Below are 20860 nucleotides of genomic sequence, written 5' to 3'. Positions count from 1 at the left end.
AGTCCAAGACATGGATTTCACAGCTCCGATAATCTCTGTTCATGGCAAGCCTGCGGCAGCTCGAATATCTGGTCGCGATCGTGGACGAGGGGTCGTTCACCAGGGCGGCCGAACTCCTCCACGTGTCCCAGCCCGCGCTGTCCCACCAGGTGCGGGCGCTCGAACGCGAGGTCGGCGGCCCGCTGCTCGAACGGCTCCCGCGAGCGGTGCGGCTCACCGCGATGGGCCGGGCGATGCTGCCGCACGCCCGGGCCGCGCTGGCCGACGCGGAGCGGGCGCGGTGCGCGGCACGGCAGGCCGGTGGGCTGGAGACCGGTGAGCTCCAGGTCGCGACCCTCTACTCGGTGAGCCTCGGCGTGCTGCCGCCCGCGCTGCGCGCCTGGCGGCGCTCACATCCCGGCGTACGGGTCAGGCTGTTCGAGCATCCGCACGCCGAGCAGTTGCGCGAGGCGATGCTGGCCGGCCAGGCGGACCTCGCCATCGGGCCCGCCCCGCGCGACTGGGACGGCCAGATCACGCCGCTCGGGACCGAACCGTTCCTCGTCGTGCTCCCCGCGGACGACCCGGCGGGCCGCCCGGCCGACGACGAGGACGCTCGGGACGACGCCGGGGACGACGCCGGGGACGACGCCGGGGAGTCTGTGGATCTGGCGGCGCTGGCCGGCCGCGACTGGGTGCACTTCGCGCCGGGCAACGGGCTCGGTGAGATCCTCGACCAGGCGTGCGCGGCCGCCGGGTTCCAGGCGCGGGCCGCCGTGCGCACCGAGCAGACCGCCGCCGCGCCCGTCCTCGCCGCCGCCGGGCTGGGGCCCACCCTGGTGCCCGCCAACGTCATCCCGCCCCACTTCGACGGACGCGTGCTGTGGCCCAGGCCGCCCGTGGAGCGCGTCATGACGGCCTACACGCGGGGCCGCCCCGATCCCCTCGCCGCCGCCTTCGTGGCGACCCTGGGGCGTGCCGCCCGCCTCGTGCCCGCCCACGTACGCGCCCGTCGCTGAGGCCCGCCGCCGGCCCTACGCCGACCGGTCACCCGCGCGGCGGGAACGACTCAGCGCCAGCCCGCTGACGACCGCGGCGGCCGGCCCCACCACCAGGGCGACGTAGCCCCCGACTATCCCGTAGCCGGCGCCGGGACCACCGTCGGCGGCGGCCACGACCAGGCCGCCGACGACCGTGCCGGTCAGCCCGGCCACCAGCGCCACGACGGCCCCGCTTCTCGCGTCGCCGACGCGGATACGGCCCGCGGAGCGGGCCAGGGCCAGCCCGCCGACGGCCACGCCGGCCAGCCCCAGCACCATGGCCACCAGGGCCCAGAGGCGTCCTGCGGTCATGGTGTAGGCGCCGGCCGGCTCAACCAGGAGATGGACCACCGGCGACGTCGCCTGCCCGGCGGATCCGAGCAGGGCGGTCGGGGCGGCGGCGAACAGGTGACGCACGGACATGAGGTGCTCTTTCTCCTCGTACGACGGGACGTGACCCGAGCATGTCCGCCGGACCCGCCGCCCGTCGTCCGCCGTGGGCGGGCCGTTCACGCTGCCGCCGGCGCCGCACCCCGCTGCCGCGTACGCCACGGGGGCGGCGCGAGTACCGCGGGGGCGGTAGCCGGCCGATCATCCGCGCGGAGGAGTCCCCCGCGCCCGCGCCGGGCTAGGGTGCGCGCATGAGGACAGTCCGGCCCGGTGTCATAGACGGGGCGATCGCCGTCTGCGTGGCGGCGGCGCTGGTGGTCACAGGGCTGTCCAAGCAGGACCCCGCGACCGGCCTCGATCCGGTCGGCTTCGCGCTGCTCGCGTCCGGCGGCCTGGCGCTGGCCGCCGGACGCCGCGCACCGGTCCCCGTCCTGGCCGTCACCGGGCTGTGCGCGGTGGGTTACCAGGCGGCCGGTTTCGACGTGCCCGCCGTCGCGTTCCTGTTCGCGGTGTACGCCGCGATGCGGGCGGGACACCGCGCCGTCACGGTGGCGGCGAGTGTGACGATGCTGGCCGCGCTCCCTCTCGCGGCCATGGCCTCGGGCCTGCACGACACGGGCGCGGCGCTCGCGCAGGCTCGTGGCGCCCTCGAACTGGCCTGGCTGATCGCGGCCGGCGCGGCGGGCGAGGCGCTGCGGCAGGCCGAGCGGCGGGCCGAGGAGGCCGAGCGGACCCGTGAGGAGACCGCGCGCCGCCGCGCCGACGAGGAGCGGCTGCACATCGCGCGGGAGTTGCACGACTCTTTGACCCACCAGATCTCGGTCATCAAGGTGCAGGCCGAAGTCGCCGTGCACGTGGCGCGCAAGCGGGGGGAGCAGGTGCCGGAGGCCCTGCTCGCTATCAGGGACGCCGGCCGTGAGGCGGCTCGCGAGCTGCGGGCGACCCTGGAGGCGCTGCGCGACGACGAGAACCCGGCGCGTGGGCTCGACCACGTCCCCGACCTGGTGCGACGCGCCCGTACGACCGGCCTGGACGCGACGCTGACGATCGAGGGACAGCGAGACGACGTGCCGGCCGCGGTGGACAGGACCGCCTACCGGATCGTCCAGGAGTCGCTCACCAACGTCGCCAGGCACGCCTCCGCCACCACGGCGACGGTCCGGATCGGCTACCGTCCCGGCGCCCTGGTCGTGCGGGTCGACGACGACGGGAAGGCATGTCCGGGCGCCGCGCCCGTGCCCGGCGTCGGACTGCTCGGGATGCGCGAACGCGTCACCGCCCTCGGCGGTCACCTCCGCGCGGAGCCGCGCGGCGAGGGCGGCTTCACCGTCCACGCCGAACTGCCGGTGCCGCCGTGATCCGGGTCCTGCTGGCCGACGACCAGCCGCTCCTGCGCAGCGGATTCCGCGCGCTTCTCGACCTCGAAGACGACATCGAGGTGGTCGCCGAGGCGGGCGACGGGATGGAGTGCCTGGCCCTGGTCGGGGAGCATCTGCCCGACATCGCCCTCGTCGACATCCAGATGCCGGCCGCCGACGGCATCGAGGTGACCCGGCGCATCGCCGCGGACCCGGCCCTCGCCGGGGTGCACGTCGTCATCCTGACCAACTACGGCCTGGACGAGTACGTCTTCGACGCGTTGCGCGCCGGCGCCGCCGGTTTCCTCGTCAAGGACATCGTGCCGGAGGACTTCCTGCACGCCGTACGCGTCGCCGCGCGCGGCGACGCCCTGCTGGCGCCGTCGATCACCCGCAAGCTGATCGACCGGTACGTGACCCAGCCGCTCCATCTGGGCGCCGGGATCGAGCTGGGGGAGCTGACCAACCGCGAGCGCGAGGCCGTCGCCCTGGTCGCCCGCGGCCTGTCCAACGAGCAGATCGCCGAACGCATGGTGATCAGCCCGCTGACCGCCAAGACCCACATCAACCGGGCCATGGCCAAGCTGCACGCGCGTGACCGCGCGCAGCTCGTGGTCATCGCCTACGAGTCGGGCCTGGTGACCCCGCGCGACCGCTGACCCCCGGCGCTCGGGCGTACGGAGCGGGGCAGGGCGTACGGAGCGGGGCAGGACGCCCGGAGCGGGAGCCGGCCCCCGCTCCGGGTGACACCTCAGCGCTGCGGCGGGGCGACGACGACCTCGACGCGCTGGAACTCCTTGAGGTCGGAGTAGCCGGCCGTGGCCATCGTGCGGCGCAGCGCGCCGAGCAGGTTCATCGAGCCGTCGGCCAGCGACGACGGGCCGTGCAGGATCTCCTTGAGCGTGCCGATCGTGCCGAACTCGACCCGCTTGCCGCGCGGCAGCTCGGGGTGGTGGGCCTCCGACCCCCAGTGGAACCCGCGGCCGGGGGCCTCGGTGGCCCGCGCGAGCGGCGAGCCCACCATGACGGCGTCGGCGCCGCAGGCGATCGCCTTGGCGATGTCGCCGGAGCCGCCCATGCCGCCGTCGGCCACGACGTGGACGTACCGGCCGCCGGACTCGTCCATGTAGTCGCGGCGGGCCGCGGCCACGTCGGAGATCGCGGTCGCCATCGGCACGACCACGCCCAGCACGTTGCGCGTGGTGTGCGACGCGCCGCCGCCGAAGCCGACGAGCACGCCTGCCGCGCCGGTCCGCATGAGGTGCAGCGCGGCCGTGTACGTCGCGCAGCCGCCCACGATGACGGGGACGTCGAGCTCGTAGATGAACTGCTTGAGGTTGAGCGGCTCGGCCTGGCCCGACACGTGCTCGGCGGAGACCGTCGTGCCGCGGATCACGAAGATGTCCACGCCCGCGTCGATCACGGCCTTGTGGTGCTGCACGGTGCGCTGCGGCGACAGCCGTACGGCGGTGGTGACACCGGCGGAACGGATCTCCTCGATGCGCCGGCCGATCAGCTCGTCCCTGATCGGCGCGGTGTAGATCTCCTGCAGCCGCCGGGTCGCGGCCTCCCTGTCGAGGGTCGCGACCTCCTCGAGCAGCGGCGCCGGGTCCTCGTAGCGGGTCCAGAGGCCTTCGAGGTCGAGCACGCCGAGGCCGCCGAGGCGTCCGATCTCGATGGCCGTCTGCGGCGACACGACGCTGTCCATCGGGCTCGCCACGAGCGGAGAGTCGAACCGGTAGGCGTCGATCTGCCAGGAGATCGACACCTCCTCCGGGTCGCGGGTGCGCCGGGAGGGCACGATGCCGATCTCGTCCAGCGCGTAGGCACGCCGTCCGCTCTTGCCGCGCCCGATCTCCACCTGTGTCATATCGCTTGTTCTTTCCGTTTCTTCGGGTGCGAACTATCGCCCGTGGTAGTTCGGGGCCTCGACCGTCATCTGGATGTCGTGCGGGTGGCTCTCCTTGAGCCCGGCCGTGGTGATCGGCATGAGCTGCGCCTTCTCGTGCAGTTCCTCGATCGTCCGGGAGCCGGTGTACCACATGCCCTGCCGCAGGCCGCCGACCAGCTGGTGGGCCACCGCCGCGACCGGGCCGCGGTAGGGCACCTGGCCCTCGATGCCCTCGGGGATGTACTTGTCCTCCCCGGACACCTCGGCCTGCGCGTACCTGTCCTTGCTGAACGACGCGCCGCCGCGCTCGCGGTTGCGCACCGCGCCGAGCGAGCCCATGCCCCGGTACGACTTGAACTGCTTGCCGTTGATGAAGATCAGCTCGCCGGGCGACTCCTCGCAGCCGGCCAGCAGCGAGCCCAGCATGACCGTGTCGGCCCCCGCCGCCAGCGCCTTGGCGATGTCGCCCGAGTACTGCAGGCCGCCGTCGCCGATGACCGGGACGCCCACGGGCCCGCACGCCAGCGCCGCCTCGTAGATGGCGGTGAGCTGCGGCGCGCCCACGCCGGCGACGACCCGGGTGGTGCAGATCGAGCCGGGCCCGACGCCCACCTTGACGGCGTCGGCGCCCGCGTCGACCAGCGCCTGCGCGCCCGCGCGGGTGGCGACGTTGCCCCCTATGACGTCGACCCGGCCGTTGGCCTTGATCTTGGCGATCATGTCGCAGACACCCCGCGAGTGCCCGTGCGCGGTGTCGACGATGATGACGTCGGCGCCCGCGTCGATCAGCGTCATGGCGCGCTCCTCGGCGTCGCCCGCGACGCCGACCGCCGCGCCGACCATGAGACGGCCGTCGGCGTCCTTGGTCGCGATGGGGTACTGCTCGCTCTTGGTGAAGTCCTTGACCGTGACGAGGCCCTGCAGGCGGCCTGCCCCGTCCACGAGCGGAAGCTTCTCGACCTTGTTCTGCCGCAGCAGCCGGAACGCCTCGTCGCGGTCGACGCCCACCGGCGCCGTCACGAGCGGCATCGGGGTCATGACGTCGCGCACGGCCCTGCGCTGGTCGCTCTCGAACCGCATGTCGCGGTTGGTGACAATGCCCACGAGCACGCCGTCCACGTCGGTGACCGGGACCCCGGAGATCCGGTAGGTCGCGCACAGCCGCTCGACGTCGGCGAGGGTGTCGTCGGGGGAACAGGTCACCGGGTTGGTGACCATTCCCGCCTCCGACCGCTTGACCAGGTCGACCTGCTGCGCCTGCTCCTCGATCGAGAGGTTGCGGTGGAGTATGCCGATGCCGCCCTGCCGGGCCATCGCGACCGCCATCCGCGCCTCGGTCACCGTGTCCATCGCGGCCGACACCAGCGGGATGCGCAGCGTGACGTTCCTGGACAGCCGCGTCGTCGTGTCCGCCTCCCCCGGCTGCAGGTCCGAATAAGCGGGAACGAGGAGCACGTCGTCGAACGTGAGTCCCGGTTCGGTGAACTTGGCCATCTGCTGCACCCCTCCTGCGCCGCGGCTCCCGCGCGTGGGTCCCCCACCGGACCCGAGGTCAGTCTAGTGGTCGTCTCAAACCGCAAACCGGCAGACCTGTCAAGAGGGCCGGCACAAAAAGTGGGGGGACCGGCTCCCGGTCCCCCCACTTCCACGCGTCGCGCCTGCCACTCCGTCGAGCCCCCCTCCGTGCCCGGCGGTCGCGGCGTTCCCGGCTAACGCTGGGTCAAGGATGCGTCACGGAACGTCAACGCGCAATGGCGTAACGTGCAACTGCACAAAGATGCATTTCCGCTTTCGAAAACGCGACCGAAAGGAAATGTGATCGCCCGCATCCCTGCAAAAGCCGCCGCATCCGGTCGTACCGAATGTGCGAACGGGACGGACAGCGCGGAAAAGCCGAGCTATTCTCACGACGCGAAGCGATGCGGGGATGAGGCGGAAGTCGGGGCGCGGGACGCCGGGAGCCGTTTTCGCACCACGGGCCAGTGCGGCCGATGCGACCAGCGCGGTCCGATCAGCGCTGGGGACCATGTGTGACCACCGACGGAGCGAGCATGAGCACGACGCGCAACGCCCATCCCCAGACCGGCCCTCTCGAAGGCCTCGGCCTCTCCCCCTGCCAGGCGGCCCTCTACACGGCGATGCTGCGGCTGCATCGCGCCACGCTGACGGAGCTGGCCGAGGTGGTCGGCAGGCCCGCGGAGGACGTGCTCGACGCCCTGGACGGGCTCGTACGGCTCGGCGCGGTGGACCGGCGGCGGGAGGAGTTCTCCGTACGGCACCCGGCCGCGGCGATCGGGCGGCTGGTGGCGGAGCGGCTGGACCGCATGGCCAGGGAGACCCGCCAGATCGACGAGGTGCTCGCCGCGGCCGGCCGTCTGGCCCATCACTACGACGCCGGCCGCGACTGGCGCAGCGGCAGGTTCTCCGTCGAGCCGATGAGCGGCGCGGACGAGCTCTGCGAGAGCGTCATCGGGCTCGCGCTGCAGGCGCCCCCCGCCGAGCTGGTCATGGCCGTGCCCGACCGCCGGACCATGGCCAGGTTCGCGGACGGGTACGGCGGCCAGTGGCTCCAGGCCGCCGCGGACGGCATCCTGCGCCTGCGGCTGGTCGTGGCGCTCGACGCCCTGTCCTCGCCCGCCGTACGGGAGGTGCGCGGGCGGTTCTCCGCCGTGGGCGCGGGGCTGCGCACCCTCGACGCGGTGCCCAGCTGGTTCTTCGCGCTCGGCGACGGCGCCGCGGGCCTGCCCGCGGAGTGGGGCGTCCCGCTGCCCGAGCACTCCTACAACTGCTACCTGGTCCACGCCCCGGTGGCGGTGGGCGCGCTGCGGGCGCTGTTCGAGGAGCTGTGGGCCCGGGCCGCGCCGATCTCCCCGCACAACAACGTGCTGCAGGTGTTACGGCTGGCCGCCCACGGCCTGTCCGACGACGCCGTCGCCCGCCACCTCGGGGTGTCCGTACGCACGGTCCGTGCCAGGTTCGCCGAGGCGATGTCGGAGCTCGGGGCGCAGTCCCGCTTCCAGGCGGGGGTGGAGGCCGCCCGCCGCGGCTGGCTGTGACGGGTCCGCGCCCGCGGCCCGACGAGCAGATGAGGCGCACTTTCACTCGTGGAGGGGGCGGTGGTCATAAGGTGGGATGCGTGCTGGAAGACGTCCCCCGCGACCCGTTCGCGGATGACCCCAACGACCCCGCGGCGGAGCTTGGAACACCCGACGACGTGGAGCCGCTGACGCTCGCCGAGCGCGACGAGGCGCTGACCGATCTCGCCGACGTGGAGGTCTTCCGTTCCCTGCTCGAACCCCAGGGCGTGCTCGGGCTCGTGCTCGACTGCCCGGAGTGCGGCGAACAGCACTACTTCGACTGGGACCTGCTGCGCGGCAACCTGCGCCAGATGATCGACAACGGCCGGCCGCAGGTGCACGAGCCTGCCTACCAGCCCGATCCCGCCGACTACGTAAGCTGGGAGTACGCCCGGGGCTACGTGGACGGCGTGATCGACACGGAGGAGAGCCGCTGACTGTCCACGTCGGCGATCAGCGCGCCCAGCAACCGGACGGCGGCGTCCGTGCCGCCGACCGGCTCTCTGCGGGCGAGCGCGTCGAGGACGGCGTCCGTCCTCGTTACGTCGCCCTCCAGATCAGCATCGCCGTACGACCGCGGGTGGCGCACCCTGCGACGACGTTTCGTGGTCACGCAATCGACTCCAACTCGGCGAGTTGCCGGAGCCGTGCGAGCGCGCGATGCTGCGCGACCCGGACGGCGCCCGGTGACATGCCGAGTACATTACCCGTCTCCTCGGCCGACAGGCCCGAGACCACCCGCAGGATGAGGAGCTCACGCTGGGTGTCCGGGAGCCGGGCCAGCAGGTCCCTGGCGTGCTGCGCCTCGATGTAGCGCACCACCGTCTCCTCGGGCCCCGGGCCCTCGTCCGGCCCGTCGGGCAGGTCCTGCGTCGGCACGGCCGAGCGGACGGAGCTCCGCAGGGCGTCGGCCACCTTGTGCGAGGCGATGCCGAAGACGAACGACGCGAACGGGCGGCCCATGTCGCGGTAGCGCGGCAGCGCGGACAGCACCGCGATGCACACCTCCTGGGCCACGTCGTCGGCTATGTGGTACTGACCGGACACCCTGCCCAGTCGAGCCCTGCAGTACCGGACCACCATCGGGCGCAGATGCCCCAGCAGTGATTCGATCGCGGTGCGATCTCCCTGTACGGCAAGGCTGGTCAGTTCCCTGAGGTCGGACTCATCCGATCTCGTCGCAAGCCTTACCCCAGTTGCGGCGTCGGCGACGCATCCCTCGGTCACGTTACGCATGATGCCCGCCGCGATCGTTCATGTCGTCATGGTTAACGGCTACGGATTGGTCACATTGACGCGTCGATAACGGACCGTAATCATTCGGCCACTCACCTGTTGGAACCTTCCAACCGGAATGCCCAAAACGCGAGATATATACGCGACGGCTTGACAGCGAAAAAGAAGTATGCGGGTCGTTCTCATTGCCCGCGGCCCTGCCACACCCCGGCCGCGCTTCCGGCGGCGCGCCCCGGGCGCACGGCACGGAACAAGGGGCGGAAAAGCGGCGCGCCCCGCGGTCCGCCTTCTGGGCGGGCGCGGGGCGCGGGATGCTACCTACGGGGCCTGCGGCCGGGAGGGCCGCCCGCCTCGATCAGCGGACTCGATCAGCGGACTCGATCAGTGGCCGTGGCCGTGACCGTGCCCGTGGCCTCCGTTGGCGGCCGGGGCCTCCTCCTCGGGCTTGTCCACGACGAGGGCCTCGGTGGTGAGCAGCATGCCGGCGATGGACGCGGCGTTCTGCACGGCCGAGCGGGTCACCTTGACGGGGTCGATGACGCCCTGGGCCACCAGGTCGCCGTACTCGCCGGTGGCGGCGTTGAGGCCCTCGCCGGCGTTCATCTCGGTGATCTTGGAGGTGACGACGTAGCCCTCCAGGCCGGCGTTCTCGGCGATCCAACGGGCCGGCTCGACCAGCGCCTTGCGGACGATCGAGACACCGGTGGCCTCGTCGCCGGTCAGGCCCAGGTCGTCGAGCTCCTTGGCCACGTGCACCAGCGCGGAGCCACCGCCGGAGACGATGCCCTCCTCGATCGCGGCGCGGGTCGCGGAGATCGCGTCCTCGAGGCGGTGCTTCTTCTCCTTCAGCTCCACCTCGGTCGCAGCGCCGACGCGCAGCACGCACACGCCGCCGGCCAGCTTCGCGAGACGCTCCTGGAGCTTCTCGCGGTCCCAGTCGGAGTCGGACTGCTCGATCGCGACCTTGATCTCGCGGACGCGGTCCTCGATCGCCTGGGCGTCGCCGGCGCCGTCCACGATCGTGGTCGTGTCCTTGTTGACCACGATGCGGCGGGCCGTGCCGAGCACCTCGAGGCCGACGTGCTCCAGCTTGAGGCCGATCTCCTCGCTGACGACCTGGCCACCGGTGAGGATGGCGATGTCCTGCAGCATGGCCTTGCGGCGGTCGCCGAAGCCGGGGGCCTTGACGGCCACCGAGGTGAAGGTGCCACGGATCTTGTTGGTCACCAGGACGGCCAGGGCCTCGCCCTCGACGTCCTCGGCGATGACCAGGAGCTGGCGCTTGCTCTGGGCGACCTTCTCCAGCAACGGCAGGAAGTCGGCTATCGAGGAGATCTTGCCCTGGGTGATCAGGACGTAGGGCTCCTCGAGGACCGCCTCCATGCGCTCGGAGTCGGTCACCATGTAGTGCGACAGGTAGCCCTTGTCGAACTGGAGGCCCTCGGTGAACTCCAGCTCCAGGCCCATCGCGTTGGACTCTTCGACGGTGATGACACCGTCCTTGCCCACCTTGTCGAACGCCTCGGCGATCAGGCCGCCGATCTTCGCGTCCTGCGCGGAGATCGTGGCGACGTTGGCGATCTCCTTCTTGTCCTCGACGTGGCGGGCGCTGCCGAGCAGCCGCTCGCTGACCGCCTGGGCGGCCTTGTCGATGCCGCGCTTGAGCGACAGCGGCTGCGCGCCGGCCGCCACGTTGCGCAGGCCCTCGCGGACCATGGCCTGGGCCAGGACGGTCGCGGTGGTGGTGCCGTCACCCGCGATGTCGTTGGTCTTGGTCGCCACTTCCTTGGCGAGCTGGGCGCCCAGGTTCTCGTACGGCTTGTCCAGCTCGACCTCGCGAGCGATGGTCACACCGTCGTTCGTGATGGTCGGGGCACCGAACTTCTTGTCGATGACGACGTTGCGGCCGCGCGGGCCGAGGGTCACCTTGACGGCGTCGGCGAGAGCGTTCACACCACGCTCGAGAGCGCGCCGCGCGTCCTCTTCGAACTCCAGGATCTTCGGCATTCAGGTCTCCTTGTGAGCGCGCGGAGCCCCGGGCGCTTAACCCGGGGCTCCACTGGCCGACGCGGCCTACTTCTCGATGATGGCGAGCACGTCGCGGGCCGAGAGCACCAGGTACTCCTCGCCGCCGTACTTGACCTCGGTGCCGCCGTACTTGCTGTAGAGGACGACGTCGCCCTCCTTGACGTCGAGCGGAATGCGCTTCTCGCCGTCCTCGTCCCAGTTGCCCGGACCCACAGCGAGGACGCGGCCCTCCTGCGGCTTCTCCTTGGCGGTGTCCGGGATGACCAGGCCGGAGGCGGTGGTCTGCTCGGCCTCAAGCGGCTGGACCACGATGCGGTCGCCGAGCGGCTTAACGGGAACCTTGGTGGCGGTCGTCACGATCGGACCTCCCCTTCAGATTGCGATGAATGAGCTGAAGAGGCGACCAGCGGCCTGCCGTCGCGGGTGTCAGACCTGTCTCGTCGCTATTGGCACTCTCAGTAGGAGAGTGCCAACACGAAACAGTATGCAAGTGGCGCGTGACAGTCAACACGAACCGGCATCGCAGGTCAGACGCGGGAGGCCGACGGACGGGAGCGCACGTCGTCCACGATGCCCGGACGGCGCGGCTCCCATCCGAGCACCTTCCTCGCGAGATCGCCGCTCACCACCTGGCTCAGGGCCAGCCCCTCGGCGAACGGACGGCCGAGCGCCTCGGCCGCCTCGTCGATCCGCCACGGCACCGCCCTCCCCGTACGGCCGGCCGCCGCCGCGATCTCGGCGACACTCACCGCCTCCTCCGCGACGCCGTGGAAGAGGCTGCCGGGCTCGGCCTTCTCGATCGCGAGCACCAGCAGGTCGGCCAGGTCGTCGACGTGGACGGTCGGCCACGTCGGCACCGGGCCGCCCGCGTGGACGTACCGGCCGTCCTCCCTCTCGGGGGAGACGAGCAGCGTGGGGATGCCGGCGCCCCGGCCGTAGACGATGCCCGGCCTGACGACGACGCCGCCCGAGTCGCGCACCAGCCTCTCCACCCGCGGCCGGTAGCCGGACAGTGCGATGGGATTGACCGGCGCGTCCTCGTCCGCCGCCTCCGTGGTGGCGCCGAGCACCCAGACGCCGCTGACGTAGACGAGTCGCGCCCCGCCGCCGGCCAGCGCCTCGATCGCCGCGACGTCGGCCGCCTCGTCCCCGACGGGGTTGGCCGCGTGCACGACGACGTCGATGTCCGGCGTCACCGCCGCCCTGAGCGTCCCGGGTTCGTTGATGTCGCCGTGGCGCACCTCGCCGGGCACGGCGGTGTCGCGGGGCTTCGCGCGGACGAGTGAGACGACCTCGTGGCCGTGTTCGCCGAGACGCTCCGCCAGCACCGAGCCGATGTACCCCGTGGCGCCGAGCAGCAGGACCTTCATCATTCTACCTCAAACATTTCGACGTTGTACTGTTCGACGTAGAGGCTAGCGTACGGCCGGAAGATATTTCAACGTCGAAGTGTCGGCTACCATGGACGGTGGAGGAGGAGCGGCGGAGGACCCAGGCCGCTGCGCGCTATGAACGACACCCTCGCCGACGAGACCACCGGCGACGACACCACAGGCACCGGCGGCACGATAGGCACCGGCACCATGCGCGCCGACGCCGTCGACCGGATACTCGGCCAGTGGGCCCAGGTGCGCCCTGACGTGGACTGCTCGGCCATGGGGGTGGCCGGGCGGATCTCCCGCGCCTCCAGGCTGCTGGAGAGGGGCATCAAGGAGCACTTCTCGGAACACGACCTGGAGCCGTGGGAGTTCGACGTGCTCGCCACGCTCTTCCGGTCCAACCCCGACCACCGGCTCTGCATGAGCGACCTCGCCACCGCCGCCATGGTCAGCTCCGCCGCGCTCACCAACCGGGTGGACCGCCTCGCCGCCAAGGGACTGGTGCACCGGGAGGTCTCGCCCGCCAACCGCCGCATGGTGCTGATCACCCTCACCGGCGAGGGCCGGGCATTGGTCGACGCGCTGCTCTCCGGTCACGTGGCCAACGAGGAGCGACTGCTGGCCGGCCTCACCGGCGAGGACCGGGCCCAGCTCTCCGTGCTTCTCCGCAAGCTGCTCACCTCGCTCGGCGACGCCGGCCCCTGCTGACCACGTCCGGCGGATCGGCGCCGCCGCCGGGCGGTGTAGCGTCGCGGGCGTGGACCTGGACGCCTTCCGCATGCTGCTCACGCCCACCGGGCAGGCCGCCCTGCACGAGGCGACGCGGATCCTCGCCGACGGCGCCGACCCGGTGGCCGCCGCGAGCGCGCTGCGCCGCGGCCACCCGGCGGACCTGACGGCGGCGGCGCTCACCCAGGCGTCGCTGCGGCGGCGGGCCGAGGCCAAGTTCGGCCCCGAGGCCGCCGTCATGTACTTCACCCCGCACGGGCTCGAGCAGGCCACGCGCCCCGAGGTCGCCGCGCATCGCGCCACGAGGATCCGCGCCGAAACCCTGCCGGACGGCGGCCCCACCGTGCTCGACGTCTGCTGCGGGATCGGCGGCGACCTCCTCGCGCTGGCGCGGGCGGGCTGCGCCGTGGACGCCGTGGACCTCGACCCGCTGACCGTGGAGGTCGCCCGCGCCAACGCCGCCGCGCTCGGCCTGTCCTCCCTGGCCTCGGTCCGCACGGGTGACGCCGCGCTGGCCGACCCCGGAGGCTACGGCCTGCTGTTCGCCGATCCCGCCAGGCGCGGAGCGCGGGGACGGACCTTCGACCCGATGGCCTACTCCCCCGCCTGGCCGGTCGTGCTCGAACTGGTGGCCCGCGCCCCCGCCGCCTGCCTGAAGGTGGCCCCCGGCATTCCGTACGAGCTCATCCCGGAGGGCGCCGAGGCCGAGTGGGTGTCGTACCGGGGCGAGGTGAAGGAGGCGGCGATCTGGGCCGGGATGGGGACGGAGGGACGGCGCGCCACCCTGCTGCCGTCCGGGGTGACCCTCACGGCGTCCGGCGCGGAGGCGGAGACCGGGCCGGTGCGCCGCTACCTCTACGAACCCGACGGCGCGGCGGTGCGTGCCCACCTGGTCGCCGAGGTCGCCGCCATGGTGTCCGGCCATCTCCTCGATCCCAGGATCGCCTACATCACGAGCGATCGCCTCGTACGCACGGAGTGGGCGTCGTGCTATGAGGTGACCGACGTCATGCCGTTCTCGCTCAAGGGGCTGCGAGCGGCGTTGCGCGAACGGCGCGTCGGCGCGGTCACCATCAAGAAACGCGGGTCCGCCGTCGACGTCGAACGGCTACGCAAGGATTTGCGGCTTTCCGGGGACAATTCTGTGGTAATTGTCCTGACTCGTATCGGAGAGCGGCCGTACGTACTGCTTTGCCAGGCCCCCGAGGTGGTGCGGACCAGCACCGACGGGTGAAACCTGAGTAATCCACCGGCAATTGCCGCCTTTCTCATTCCACCCCTGATGGCCGCGGGTCAGGGCCTAAAGTTGGCCGTCGGGCGTGCCGCCTGTTCGTTCATCCTGCGCGAGACGGGCCGAACCGACGTTTCGGCGAGTGAAGGAGCATTCTCGGTGGAGCATTCCAGCCACAACCTCCTCCAAGCGGGCAGCCAGACCGCCATCTCCGACCGGATGCGCGAACTGCTCGCCCGTGCGGCGCAGGACCACGTCTACGAGCAGCGGACGCAGGGCGCGGTGCTCGACGAGATCCGCCAGCGGCTTGAGGGCATGGAGTGGCTGCTCCGGGAGGTGCGCGAGCGCGAACTGGGCGGCCTCGGCGCGGCCCTGGAGGCGATCACCCAGCGGCTCGACGACATGAACACGAGACCGCCCGCCTGGGCCGAAGGGCTGGCCCAGCACGTGGAACTGCTGCGCGACCACGTGGAGGAGACCGGCGGAAGGACCCAGGGCCTCGCCGAGCGCATGGCCGACTTCGCCCACCGGCTCGGCAAGTTCCAGGGCAGCATGGAGGCCGCCGCCGGGCGTTTCACCCGCCTCGACAAGGCCCTCGCCTCCCTCACCGAGCGCACGGAACGGCTGGAGGCCGTGGTCGTCGAGGGGCTCGACTCGGCCGGAGGCCGGATAGAGGCGGTGCGAAGCGGCGTCGAGGCGGTCGGCGAGCGCGTCGGGACCCTCCCCGCCGAGTTGGGCATCGGCGACCTGCGCGGCGCCGTCGCGGGGCTGGGCTCCAACGTGGACGGCGTGAACGCCGCCGTGGCGGGCCTGAGCGCCGGGCTGGGCGACGTCGCCGCGAGCGTGGACGAGATGAGCACGACCATGGCGGGCATGAACGCCGATCTCACCCTTACGGCGGGGGCGGTGGCGCCGCTCGCGGAGGCGGTGCGGAGCAGGCCCGACCGCGAGCAGATCGCCGAGACCGTCTCCGACGCGGTCACCCGCGCCATGGAGCCGGCGCGCGGAGACGTGGCCCGGCGGCTCGCCGCGCTGGAGGAGACCATGCTGGCGCTCGCGGAGGTCCTGCTGCGCCCGGCCCACAAGCACACCGACTGACCCGCGCGGGGCAGGCGACCACCCCGACCTTGGACGCGCGGATCGGCGGCCCGCCGCCGGTCAGACGTGGACGACGGTGATCGGGAGCGACGAGTCGGCCGGGATCTCCAGCGTCGAGGGCGTGGCGCCGGCCGCGACCAGGTCGGCGCCGAGCGCCGCCACCATCGCGCCGTTGTCCGTGCACAGGCCGGGCCTGGGCACCCGCAGGCGCACCCCCGCCGCGTCGCAGCGCTCCTGGGCGAGCGCCCGCAGCCGCGAGTTGGCCGCCACGCCACCGCCGATCAGCAGGTCCTGCACGTCGTAGCGGGCACACGCCTGCAGCGCCTTGCGGGTGAGCACGTCCACGACCGCCTCCTGGAACGACGCGGCGACGTCGGCCACGGGCACCGCCTCGCCCGACGCCTCGCGGGCCTCGACCCACCGCGCCACGGCCGTCTTCAGGCCGGAGAAGGAGAAGTCGAGCGTGCCGTCGTCGTACTTGCCCCGGGGGAAGGCCACCGCCGTGCCCGAGCCCTCGCGGGCGGCCCTGTCGATGTACGGCCCGCCGGGGAACGGCAGCCCCAGCACCCTGGCCACCTTGTCGAACGCCTCGCCCGCCGCGTCGTCCACGGTCGAGCCGAGTGAGATCACGTCCTGCGCGACGTCCGGCACGAGGAGCAGCGAGGAGTGCCCGCCCGACACCAGCAGCGCGATCGCGGGCTTGGGCAGCGGGCCGTGTTCCAGCTGGTCGACGGCGACGTGCGCGGCGAGGTGGTTGACCCCGTAGAGCGGGACGCCGAGACCCAGCGCGTACGCCTTGGCGGCGGCCACGCCGACGAGCAGCGCCCCCGCGAGGCCCGGCCCCGCGGTCACCGCGACCGCGTCGATGTCGGAGAACCGCAGCCCGGCGGCGGCCAGCGCGCTCTCCACCGTGGGCGTCATCGCCTCCAGGTGCGCCCGTGAGGCCACCTCGGGCACCACCCCGCCGAACCGGGCGTGCTCGTCCATGCTGGAGGCGATGGTGTTGGCCAGCAGCGTGTGGCCGCGGACGATGCCCACGCCCGTCTCGTCGCAGGACGTCTCTATCCCCAGCACGATCGGCTCGTCATGCCCGCTCATGCCCGCTCCCCTATCTCGTGTTTCCCGCTTCGCTCATCAGGGCGGCCCGCGTCCGCCGGGTCGTGCCGGAGGCGCTCGGCCGCCTCGCTCCGGCGGCGTTCAGCCGTCCTGGTGTCGCGGCCCGAGGTCCTTAACCATCGTGATGGCGTCGGTGCCGTCGTCGTAGTAGCGCCGTCGCACGCCCAGCCGCCGGAAGCCGAACCGCTCGTACATCGCCTGCGCGGGCGGGTTGTCGGCGCGCACCTCCAGGAACACCGAGGCCGTGCCGCGGCGTACGGCCTCGGCGAGCAGGGCGTCCATCAGCGCGGTTCCGACGCCGGCCCTCCGGTGGTCGGCGAGGACGGCGATGGTCTGCACGTCCGCCTGGTCGGCCGCCACCGCGAGCCCGGCGTAGCCCACGACGCGGCCGCCCACCTCCGCGACGAGGTAGTGGCGGGTGCGCGGCTGGTCGGCCAGTTCGCCGCGCATCATGGGCTCGCTCCAGGCGTCCTCGGGGAACGTGCTCCGCTCGATCTCCATCACGGCGGGCAGGTCCTCGTGGGTCATCTGGCGCAGGACGGCCTCGGCCTGCCTCACGGCGCGCTCCCGCGGCGGGTCACGCCGTCACCCGCTTGGGCGTCCCGGGCACCTGCGCGTCGGGACGGCGCAGGTAGATGGGCCGCGGCGGGCCGAGCACGGCCAGTTCCCGCGCCTTCTCGACGGAGTCGACGCGTCCCTCGGGCACCTGGGCGATCTTGGCCGCCTCCTCCTCGCTCAGCGTCGCGAGGTGCTCGGCCGCCAGGGCGGCGAGCGCGCCGGCCGACGGATGCTCGGGGCCGCGCACCCGGCCGGGGCCGATGACGTCCGCGTACATCGCGCCGCCCGCGCCGATCACGGGCAGGTCCGCGGGCAGGTCGTGCGGCCGGTCCACGCGCGGTCCGTCGAGCCGCGTGCGCGGGTCGCCGTACCTCGCCCAGAAGACCTCCTTGCGGCGCGCGTCCGTCGCGACGAGGAACGGCCCGCTCTCCCGCGCGGCGTACGCGAGCGCGTCGAGCGTGCACACCCCGAAGGCGGGCACGCCGGCGGTCAGCGCCAGCGCGGTCGCGGTCATCAGGCCGACCCGCAGGCCGGTGTACGGCCCGGGACCGGTCCCCGCGACGATGGCGGTGACGTCCTTGAGCGTCGCTCCGGACTCGCGCAGGACATGCTCGACGGCGGGCGCCAGAAGCTCCCCGTGCCGTCGCGCGTCGATCGTGGTCGACTCTGCCACCACGCGCTCGCCGTCGTGCAACGCGGCGGTGACGGCGGGAGTGGCGGTGTCGAAGGCCAAGACAAGCACGGAGGTCAAGCGTAGTCGCTGCGCGGGGGCGGACGGCCACACCTGGGCGATTCCCGCCGCTCCCGCCGCGAACGAGGTCAGGCTGCGCGGATCAGGGAGGCGTAGACGATGACGTTGTCGCGATATTCACGCTGTGACCAGTCGAAGTCGCCGCCGCAGGTGATCAGGCGCAGGCCGTCCTCGGTGTAGACGCGCTCGGCGGGGAAGTCGTCCTTCGGCACGCGCTCCACGGAGTCGACCCGGTAGGAGGCGGTCTTGCCGTCGCTGCGCACCACCTTGACGACCGCTCCCTTGCGCAGTTCGCGCAGCCGGTAGAAGACGGCGGGGGCGGTCTTGGTGTCCACGTGGCCGATGATCACGGAGGCGCCGGGGTCTCCCGGCACGACGCTGCCCGTGTACCAGCCCGCGGTGGTCGGCTTGTCGAACGGCGGCAGTTCGACGTCGCCCTCGTCGGACAGGCCGAGCTTCATCAGAGGGGCTTTGAGATTCAACGCCGGGATGTCTATCCGCTTGGGTACGGCGGAGGATTTGGCGGCGGGCCGCTCCTCCTCCCCGCCGCCGGTGACCGCGGCGAACACGAGCCCGGTGATCACCCCCGCGATGATCACCCCCCGGGTGGAGAGCGCCAAGGTCAGGCCCCGGAACGCCTGCGGACCACGCCGACGCCGACGCCGAGCGCGGCCAGTAGGACGACGACGGTGACACCGACCGGCAGTCCCGGCTCGTCCGTGGGGCCGCCGGCCGCCGTGCCGCCACCGCCCGCGTGCGGCGCCCTGGTGGGAATCCTCGTGTTGTCCTCGGTGCGGTCGGGCTCCGCCGCGACGATCTTGAAGGAGGCGCTGCCGACGTCGTTGGTGGCCTCGCAGCGCACCTGCACGCGGTAGCCGCCCGTCTTGGCCCCGGCCCTGATGGTCGCGCTGCCGCGCACCATCGGCACGGCCGCGGCGCCGGGGCTGGCCGACGGCGCGGCCGGGGCCACCAGCGTGACGAGCCCGGTGAAGGCGTCGGAGCGGGCCGTCGCCCGGTAGTCGGTGCCGCCCTGGGGCAGCGGGCACCTGGCGGTGATGTGGATGCTCTTGGTCGACCCGCCGACGACACGCTTGGGATCGACGTCCACCCGCACGTCCTGCCGGGACACCGACACGATCGGCGTCGGGAGGGCCGGGGTCAGCGTCATGGTCGGCTCGGTCGAGACCGTCCCGGCCTGCGCCGAGCAGCCCAGCGCGCAGAGCAGCACGGCTCCCCCGACGGCGACCTGCGTGATCCTGCTCAACGGCACACCTCTTCCACGCCGGTCCCTTACCCAGAAAATCCTTGCCGACTCATGACCGAGGATCTTCTACGTCCTGATGATCCACAGGTGTGCGGACAGGCGTCAAGGAGATGCGGCGGACCGGTCTGGATCCCGCGGGGACAATGCCCGGCTTGTCCCCGCAGATCCTTATCCGCACGTCAGAGGCAGATTGTGGCCTTTATCCGGGAGCGTGGGGATGCGTCAGACGAGGGAGAGTTCGGACCAGCGCGGGCCCACGCCGGTCACCTTCATGAGGCGTTCCTCGCCCTCGGCGCCGCGCTCAAGGTGGATCTCCAGGCGGTCCTCCGACAGGCCCTCGACCAGTCCCTCGCCCCACTCGACCACGGTGACGGACTCCGTCAGCGAGGCGTCGAGGTCCAGGTCGTCCACTTCGAGCGCGCCGCCCAGGCGGTAGGCGTCGGCGTGCACGAGCGCGGGCCCGCCGGACAGCGACGGGTGGACCCGCGCGATCACGAATGTCGGGGACGTGATCGGCCCGCGCACCTTCAGGCCCTCGGCGACGCCCTGCACCAGCGTCGTCTTCCCCGCGCCCAGCGGCCCGCTCAGCACGACCAGGTCTCCCGGGCCGAGCAGCGCGGCCAGCCGCGCCCCCAGCGCCCGCGTGTCCTCGGCGGTCGCGGCCCGGAACTCAGCCGTGGTCACGTGTTTCCCCTCTCCGCTCGCTTCAGCAGTTCGCGCAGCGCCTCGTTCACGGCGTCGGGCCGTTCGAGCTGCACGAGATGCGACGTCTCCGGCACTGTGGTGAGCTGCGCGGTCGGCACGGCCGACGCGATCGCCCTGCTGTGGTCGATCGGCGTCAGCCAGTCGCGGTCTCCGACGATTATCGCGGTGGGGACCTTGTTGAGCACGTCGAGCGCGGTCAGCTTGTCGTGCGACATCAGCGCCGGGTAGAAGTCGGCGATCACTTCGGAGGGAGTGGCCCTGATCATGGACTCGACGAAGTCCACGACGGTCGGGCTGACGTTCTTGGAATCGCCGAACCCGAGGTGGCGCAGCGCCAGGAACGACAGGTCGGTGCCCGCCTGCCTGCCCCGGTCGACCAGCGCGCCGCTCTTGCGCATGACCGACACGGCGGGCGGCACCGCGAGGTTGACGATCTTGGAGACCAGGGCGGGCAGGCCAAGGGTGAGCTCGGCGATCTTGCCCGCCGAGGTCGCGACCAGCGACACGCCGCGGATCTTGTCACCGAACAGCTCGGGCCGCCGCTCGGCCAGCGCCATGATCGTCATGCCGCCCATGGAGTGGCCCACCACCACGCAGGGCCCAGGCACGAGCTCGTCGAGGACCAGCGCGAGGTCCTCACCGAGGCGCTCGATGGTGCAGTCGCCGGCCGGGGCGCGTGCCGACAGGCCGTGACAGCGCTGGTCCCACAGCACCACCCGATAGGAGTCGCGCAGGTCGCGCCGCTGGTAGTGCCAGGAGTCCGAGGAAAGGCAGTAGCCGTGGCACAGCACGACCGTCAGCGGCGCGTCCTCCACGCCGTCGACCTCGGCGTGGATCCGCACGCCGTCCGAGGTCGTGAGCGTCACCGGACGGCCGCGCAGCTCGCCGAAGGGCTCACTCGCCTCCAGGTCCGGCCGCAGGCGGATGCGGCCGACGGCGTACCTCTTGGCGAGCGTGGCCGCGGCCACCCCCGCCGACGCCGCGCCGAAGACCGCTCCGGCGATCCCGACCTTGCGACGTGTGCCCATGC

General features: G+C 72.4%; 23 protein-coding genes. 8 read left to right on the top strand and 15 right to left on the bottom strand.

What is annotated here, in order from left to right; all coding sequences use genetic code 11:
• The first annotated feature begins 41 nt into the window (after window positions 1-41).
• Window positions 42-998: a LysR family transcriptional regulator gene (locus tag HHX31_RS28325; RefSeq protein ID WP_169951894.1), complete on the top strand. Its 957-nt coding sequence runs from the start codon at window positions 42-44 to the stop codon at window positions 996-998.
• 15 nt (window positions 999-1013) lie between these two features.
• On the opposite strand, the gene HHX31_RS28320 is transcribed toward HHX31_RS28325, so the two are convergent.
• Window positions 1014-1442: a DUF6223 family protein gene (locus HHX31_RS28320; RefSeq protein ID WP_169951892.1), complete on the bottom strand. Its 429-nt coding sequence runs from the start codon at window positions 1440-1442 to the stop codon at window positions 1014-1016.
• Window positions 1443-1660: 218 nt separating this feature from the next.
• Here HHX31_RS28320 and HHX31_RS28315 point away from each other — a divergent pair, with 218 nt between their 5' ends.
• A complete protein-coding gene (locus HHX31_RS28315; protein ID WP_169951890.1) occupies window positions 1661-2767 on the top strand; it encodes a sensor histidine kinase in 1107 nt (368 codons plus the stop codon).
• A complete protein-coding gene (locus tag HHX31_RS28310; RefSeq protein WP_169951889.1) occupies window positions 2764-3426 on the top strand; it encodes a response regulator transcription factor in 663 nt (220 codons plus the stop codon). Before HHX31_RS28315 ends, HHX31_RS28310 begins: the two co-directional genes overlap by 4 nt.
• Window positions 3427-3518: 92 nt before the next feature.
• Here the strand turns inward: HHX31_RS28310 and HHX31_RS28305 are convergent, their stop codons facing one another.
• A complete protein-coding gene (locus HHX31_RS28305; RefSeq protein WP_169951887.1) occupies window positions 3519-4637 on the bottom strand; it encodes a GuaB3 family IMP dehydrogenase-related protein in 1119 nt (372 codons plus the stop codon).
• A gap of 33 nt (window positions 4638-4670) precedes the next feature.
• Window positions 4671-6152 (bottom strand): IMP dehydrogenase, encoded by a 1482-nt coding sequence (guaB, locus tag HHX31_RS28300; protein ID WP_169951885.1) that lies wholly within the window; start codon window positions 6150-6152, stop codon window positions 4671-4673.
• A gap of 557 nt (window positions 6153-6709) precedes the next feature.
• On the opposite strand from guaB, the gene HHX31_RS28295 reads away from it, so the two are divergent.
• Both HHX31_RS28295 and HHX31_RS28290 read left to right on the top strand, forming a co-directional pair.
• Entirely contained in the window at window positions 6710-7714 is a 1005-nt protein-coding gene (locus tag HHX31_RS28295) for a helix-turn-helix transcriptional regulator (protein WP_169951883.1), read from the top strand.
• 80 nt (window positions 7715-7794) lie between these two features.
• Window positions 7795-8172 (top strand): DUF5319 domain-containing protein, encoded by a 378-nt coding sequence (locus HHX31_RS28290; RefSeq protein WP_169951881.1) that lies wholly within the window; start codon window positions 7795-7797, stop codon window positions 8170-8172.
• Here the strand turns inward: HHX31_RS28290 and HHX31_RS28285 are convergent.
• From HHX31_RS28285 to HHX31_RS28265, 5 genes are all read right to left on the bottom strand, one after another.
• Window positions 8133-8348 carry an anti-sigma-D factor RsdA gene (locus HHX31_RS28285; RefSeq protein ID WP_169951879.1) on the bottom strand — a complete coding sequence of 72 codons (216 nt, stop codon included), beginning with the start codon at window positions 8346-8348 and terminating at the stop codon, window positions 8133-8135. The genes HHX31_RS28290 and HHX31_RS28285 overlap by 40 nt on opposite strands.
• Complete coding sequence (locus HHX31_RS28280; RefSeq protein ID WP_169951877.1) at window positions 8345-8971, bottom strand: sigma-70 family RNA polymerase sigma factor; 627 nt, start codon at window positions 8969-8971, stop codon at window positions 8345-8347. The genes HHX31_RS28285 and HHX31_RS28280 overlap by 4 nt, the downstream gene beginning before the upstream one ends.
• Before the next feature lie 381 nt (window positions 8972-9352).
• Complete coding sequence (gene groL, locus HHX31_RS28275; RefSeq protein WP_169951875.1) at window positions 9353-10978, bottom strand: chaperonin GroEL; 1626 nt, start codon at window positions 10976-10978, stop codon at window positions 9353-9355.
• A gap of 66 nt (window positions 10979-11044) precedes the next feature.
• Window positions 11045-11359, bottom strand: coding sequence for a co-chaperone GroES (gene groES, locus HHX31_RS28270; RefSeq protein ID WP_111699864.1), 315 nt, complete (start codon window positions 11357-11359; stop codon window positions 11045-11047).
• Window positions 11360-11526: 167 nt separating this feature from the next.
• Window positions 11527-12372, bottom strand: a complete 846-nt coding sequence (locus tag HHX31_RS28265) for an NAD-dependent epimerase/dehydratase family protein (protein WP_211590444.1) — start codon at window positions 12370-12372, stop codon at window positions 11527-11529.
• Window positions 12373-12507: 135 nt separating this feature from the next.
• Between HHX31_RS28265 and HHX31_RS28260 the strand changes: the two genes are divergently transcribed.
• From HHX31_RS28260 to HHX31_RS28250, 3 genes are all read left to right on the top strand, one after another.
• Window positions 12508-13086 (top strand): MarR family transcriptional regulator, encoded by a 579-nt coding sequence (locus HHX31_RS28260; RefSeq protein WP_311932277.1) that lies wholly within the window; start codon window positions 12508-12510, stop codon window positions 13084-13086.
• Between the two features lie 49 nt (window positions 13087-13135).
• On the top strand, window positions 13136-14341 hold the full coding sequence (locus HHX31_RS28255) for a THUMP-like domain-containing protein (RefSeq protein ID WP_311932276.1): 1206 nt from the start codon (window positions 13136-13138) through the stop codon (window positions 14339-14341).
• Window positions 14342-14497: 156 nt separating this feature from the next.
• Entirely contained in the window at window positions 14498-15436 is a 939-nt protein-coding gene (locus tag HHX31_RS28250) for a hypothetical protein (RefSeq protein ID WP_169951873.1), read from the top strand.
• Between the two features lie 60 nt (window positions 15437-15496).
• Here the strand turns inward: HHX31_RS28250 and tsaD are convergent, their stop codons facing one another.
• The 7 genes from tsaD to HHX31_RS28215 all read right to left on the bottom strand — a co-directional run bounded on the left by tsaD (window position 15497) and on the right by HHX31_RS28215 (window position 20858).
• Entirely contained in the window at window positions 15497-16534 is a 1038-nt protein-coding gene (tsaD, locus tag HHX31_RS28245; RefSeq protein ID WP_169951872.1) for a tRNA (adenosine(37)-N6)-threonylcarbamoyltransferase complex transferase subunit TsaD, read from the bottom strand.
• A 99-nt stretch (window positions 16535-16633) separates the two neighbouring features.
• Window positions 16634-17080 (bottom strand): ribosomal protein S18-alanine N-acetyltransferase, encoded by a 447-nt coding sequence (gene rimI, locus HHX31_RS28240; protein WP_169952042.1) that lies wholly within the window; start codon window positions 17078-17080, stop codon window positions 16634-16636.
• 49 nt (window positions 17081-17129) lie between these two features.
• Entirely contained in the window at window positions 17130-17852 is a 723-nt protein-coding gene (gene tsaB, locus HHX31_RS28235; protein WP_169951870.1) for a tRNA (adenosine(37)-N6)-threonylcarbamoyltransferase complex dimerization subunit type 1 TsaB, read from the bottom strand.
• A gap of 77 nt (window positions 17853-17929) precedes the next feature.
• Window positions 17930-18481 carry a class F sortase gene (locus HHX31_RS28230; RefSeq protein WP_169951868.1) on the bottom strand — a complete coding sequence of 184 codons (552 nt, stop codon included), beginning with the start codon at window positions 18479-18481 and terminating at the stop codon, window positions 17930-17932.
• A 2-nt stretch (window positions 18482-18483) separates the two neighbouring features.
• Window positions 18484-19125, bottom strand: a complete 642-nt coding sequence (locus HHX31_RS28225) for a hypothetical protein (protein WP_169951866.1) — start codon at window positions 19123-19125, stop codon at window positions 18484-18486.
• Window positions 19126-19347: 222 nt separating this feature from the next.
• Window positions 19348-19809: a tRNA (adenosine(37)-N6)-threonylcarbamoyltransferase complex ATPase subunit type 1 TsaE gene (tsaE, locus tag HHX31_RS28220; protein ID WP_169951864.1), complete on the bottom strand. Its 462-nt coding sequence runs from the start codon at window positions 19807-19809 to the stop codon at window positions 19348-19350.
• Window positions 19806-20858, bottom strand: a complete 1053-nt coding sequence (locus tag HHX31_RS28215) for an alpha/beta hydrolase (protein ID WP_169951862.1) — start codon at window positions 20856-20858, stop codon at window positions 19806-19808. The genes tsaE and HHX31_RS28215 overlap by 4 nt, the downstream gene beginning before the upstream one ends.
• Between the last annotated feature and the right edge of the window lie 2 nt (window positions 20859-20860).

The sequence above is a fragment of the Microbispora sp. H11081 genome (assembly GCF_012999535.1).
Classification (GTDB): domain Bacteria; phylum Actinomycetota; class Actinomycetes; order Streptosporangiales; family Streptosporangiaceae; genus Microbispora.
This window is presented reverse-complemented; position numbering and strand designations above follow the sequence as displayed.